The 3893-nt window shown below is 36.8% G+C and carries 5 protein-coding genes; 1 reads left to right on the top strand and 4 read right to left on the bottom strand.

Translation table 11 applies throughout. From position 1 onward, the window contains the following. A partial coding sequence (locus tag CI949_RS18015) for a DUF2202 domain-containing protein (protein ID WP_290768925.1) occupies positions 1–537 on the bottom strand: 537 nt, incomplete at its 3' end. Positions 538–812: 275 nt separating this feature from the next. Here CI949_RS18015 and CI949_RS18010 point away from each other — a divergent pair. Continuing rightward, positions 813–1280 (top strand): YbhB/YbcL family Raf kinase inhibitor-like protein, encoded by a 468-nt coding sequence (locus tag CI949_RS18010; RefSeq protein ID WP_290768922.1) that lies wholly within the window; start codon positions 813–815, stop codon positions 1278–1280. Positions 1281–1358: 78 nt separating this feature from the next. Here CI949_RS18010 and CI949_RS18005 read toward each other — a convergent pair whose 3' ends face one another. From CI949_RS18005 to CI949_RS17995, 3 genes are all read right to left on the bottom strand, one after another. Next, positions 1359–1583, bottom strand: a complete 225-nt coding sequence (locus tag CI949_RS18005) for a hypothetical protein (protein WP_290768919.1) — start codon at positions 1581–1583, stop codon at positions 1359–1361. 372 nt (positions 1584–1955) lie between these two features. Further along, positions 1956–2126, bottom strand: coding sequence for a hypothetical protein (locus CI949_RS18000; RefSeq protein ID WP_166637086.1), 171 nt, complete (start codon positions 2124–2126; stop codon positions 1956–1958). Between the two features lie 237 nt (positions 2127–2363). After that, on the bottom strand, positions 2364–3893 hold a 1530-nt coding region (locus CI949_RS17995), incomplete at its 5' end, for a glycoside hydrolase family 3 protein (protein ID WP_290768914.1).

The raw sequence follows: 3893 nt of genomic DNA, 5'->3' as shown, positions 1-3893 counted from the left end.
GGCTGCTAAGTGATTTTCACTGACTGCTTTCAGATTAGCATAGACAGCTTTAAAATCTTCCGGAGCATCGATCATTACTTCTTCTAAATCTGCAATATCTTTTATTTCTAATTCTTTGCCTAATTCTAATGCTGCTGCTTCAGATTCTAAACCTCTGGCTAAAAATTCATCATATACTGCTGCCAGTTCACTATTATTATATTCTCCAGGAACTGCAGCCGGTTTTTCTAAATCATATTTGGCAAATAAAGCTTCTAAAGCTGCCATATGCTGTGCTTCTGATTGGGAGATGTTCTCAAAGGCAGGCAGATTCCATTCTTCACCTAAGCGGGCATATAAATCTCTGGCCAGTTTTTCTTCCTCATACATGAATTCCAAATCTGCTATCTGTTTTTCGCTGAGTTCAGCTGCTGGATAGTCATCTACAATATCTTCTGGACTGCGAACTGCATTACCAGGGCCCTGAGCCATAATAGCTCCTGCAGCTAAAGTTAATGATAAAGCTGATACTAAAAAAACTCTTAATAATTTTTTCATTTTTAAATTCACTCCTTAATTAATATTTACTTCTTTTTTGATTCTAAGCTAATTATAGGAGTAAATTATGAAGGGAATATGAATTTAAAAAAATTATATCTCAATAGCCAAATATTTAATTTGGACATCTTAATTTCAGCTGAGTCTGAAATTAACTTTATTTTCTGAATACTTTCTGTTATTATTAACTTAAAGCAAAAGTTTTTAAATTTGCTGATGATAAAAATTAAAAAGAGTCGATTGTTTTTTGAAATTAAGAAAGGAGGTTTAGGCTAATGGGAAAAGATTTAGTTATTAAATCTGCTTTTGAGGATGGTGGTTTTATCCCTGAAGAATATACAGCTGACGGCAGGGATATCTCTCCACCACTAATCATTGAAAATGTACCTGCAGAAGCTGAAACTCTGGCTGTTATTGTCGATGACCCGGATGCTCCCAATGGTACTTTTACCCACTGGCTGATCTGGAATATACCGGCAGATGTCAGTGAAATTCCAAAAAATATTGCCAGGAAAGAAGAAGTCAAAGAACTCAAAGGAGCCCTGCAGGGTAAAAATGACTTTAATGAATTAGGTTATCTGGGGCCAGCTCCTCCCAGTGGAGTTCACACCTACAGATTCTATGTTTATGCTCTTGATGATCAGCTTGCTTTAAAAGCTGGGGCTGACAAAGAAACGCTGCTCAAGGCGATGGAAGGTCATGTACTGCAGAAAGCTGTTTTAAAAGGTGAATATACACGCTGATCAAATGAACATTAAAAAAAGCGCTGTCCAGCTCAGGACGGCGCTTCTTTAAATTTAAAACTTCAGTTCAGGCTAAAATTAATAAACATAGCCGCAATTATAGTCAATCAAAGTTTCAGTTTCTCTTTCAATAATTTTATGAGGAAAATCTTTTTTAACTTGATACTTCGCTTCTATAAAACCTCCCCATTTAGTGAAAAAGACCAGCCTAACAGTTACTTTATCTTTATTAATAGTTATCTGGGGAGCAAAATCAATCTCTCTCAACTGCTGATCAAATAATTCATCTTGCATAAAATCCATATTTTCATCATTTTTATTTATTCTCTTAATAATTTTGTCGGCCTTTTCGGAGGTGCAGACAAATTTCTTGTCATTATAGAGAGCATGCCAGAAAAGTGAAAACTGAGAACCGAGGGCGGCTAAAATTACAAATTGAAGATATGATTCTTCACTTCCATCAAGCTTAACATGATCTAAATAATTATCTACATCATCATAGTTTAAAAAAGTATGAATAATATTTTCTGAGTCACTGTCTCCTGAATTGTAATCCAGCTCATTATCGTTTATTTTATTTATTATTTTTATATAGTCTTCTTTTTTAGCCTCGGGGTAGGCAATTATTTCAGGCCCACCTCCAATTCCCTGCTGAATATAAAGATAATCTACCAGTCAGCCTTTTTCAAGCTCAACTCTGTCAAGAATATCAAAATAGTGATCTATCCTAAATTCTGAAGCTGACTTTTCAACATCTTCATTAAAAAGATTCGGTGCCTTTTTTTGATAGCTTTTTATTTTGTTGGCCCAGGATTGAGTTTTTTTCGCCAAATTGTTACTCTTCATTTTGAAGCCCCCTTGAATTATTATTCACTTTTTAATAATTAATTAAAATCTATATCTCATTGATTTTCTTATCTTTGCTGTTCTATTTAAAGAATAACACAGGGGTATGACAGCACTATGTCGCAAACTGGTGTTTTGCAAAATTAATATATTCTTTTAAATTTATAAAGGCACCTGTTTTTAGCAGGTGCCTTTGTTTTTTATACTATATATTGTTTTAACATTTTAACTTTAAACTTACTCTGACTCAACTTCTTTTTCAAATTCAACAGTCATTTTTCCAAGCTTCATTCCGCTCTGAGCAAAATAAAGTTTGAGGTAATTGTTTTTGCTCCAGAGATTTATCTCTTTTTCAACTGTCTTCCATTCTCCAGTACCATTTAAAGTAATGGTCGAATCCAATTTATTATTAAGGAATAAGGAAACAGGAATCTGAGCATGTTCTCCGCCACTTGCTTTCATTTCAAGCTTCAGCTTATAAATTCCCTTCTTATCTCTAATTATGCCAAATACAACTGATTCTCCTTTGGCAGTATCTACATCAGAAAGATCAATAGCTTCTACCTCAGCCAGATCATAATATTCCATTACATTTCCTGGCTCATCATTACTCTCTGCTGCAGCTGATGCTTCACCTGGACCACTAAGATGTCTTTCCATCACTGCTGAATCCATTATAAAGTTCAAGATATTTGCTGCATTACGCTGCAGTTCGCCTCTGGTGATTCTTCCTTCTTTCAGGCCTTCTAAGGTATTATCCTCAGCACTATTTTCTTCAGGATTTTCACTAACCATATATAAGTCATTTTGAGCTCTTACCATCGGAATGGTATTTCCTTTTCTGGCTTTTTCGCCTTCTTCATTGATTCTTGCCCACCAGTCAGTCATTACAATTCCATCAAAACCCCATTCATCTCTTAAAATCGTAGTCAGAAGGTCATAGTTTCCGGCTGTCCAAATTCCATTTAAACCACCATAAGTAGACATAATGGAAGCTGCTTCACCCTCTTTGACTGCAATTTCAAAGCCTTTTAGGTAAATTTCTCTTAAGGCTCTTTCGGAAACAACTGCATTTACATCGTGTCGGTGAGATTCCTGATTATTGGCGACATAATGTTTTACGGTTCCGGTAACCTTGTATTTATTCATTGCTTTAAGCTGTACTGCTGCCATTTTACCGGTCAGAAGTGGGTCTTCGGAAAAGTATTCAAAGTTCCGTCCGTTTAAAGGTGTTCGATGAATATTCATTCCCGGTCCCAGGATAGTTTCAATTTGATTTGCCAGTAGTTCCTGTCCCATCAGATCAAATAGCGCCTCTACTAAATCTAAATTAAATGTACAGGCTAAAGATGTTCCGTTTGGCAGACTGAAAGCAGTTGTACCGCAGTCCATTCTAATTCCAGAAGGTCCATCAGCAGCAGCGGCAGCAGGAATTCCAAAGTCAACCAGATTTTCACTCACACCACCAAAAGCTGCAGCAGTTCCGGGAGTTACTCTCGGAGAACTCATCCCTTCACCCCGCATCAGACAGGCCAGATCCTCGTCACTCAGCTGAGCAATAAAATCTTCCAGGGAAGCCTCGTTCTGATAAACATCTTTGAGCTTTATTCCCTGATCACCTGTATATGAAATTGCCTGAGGACGATCAGCAGCTATCCGATCCTCCAGATCTATAGTTCTCTGAGGTACTTCTTCTTTAGCCATTGTCCCATCGGCATCAACCTTTAAGCGTTCAAAAGATTCTACCGGTGCACATGCTTCCTCAAG

Source organism: Halanaerobium sp. (assembly GCF_003070835.1).
Note: the sequence above shows the minus strand (reverse complement) of the source record. Positions and strands in the feature narration are given on the sequence as shown.

What these genes read in the sequence shown, in the direction of transcription:
- CI949_RS18000 (WP_166637086.1), bottom strand. Translation starts at nt 2,126, where the DNA reads ATGAAGAGTAACAATTTGGCGAAAAAAACTCAATCCTGGGCCAACAAA.
- CI949_RS18005 (WP_290768919.1), bottom strand. Translation starts at nt 1,583, where the DNA reads ATGGATTTTATGCAAGATGAATTATTTGATCAGCAGTTGAGAGAGATT.
- CI949_RS18010 (WP_290768922.1), top strand. Translation starts at nt 813, where the DNA reads ATGGGAAAAGATTTAGTTATTAAATCTGCTTTTGAGGATGGTGGTTTT.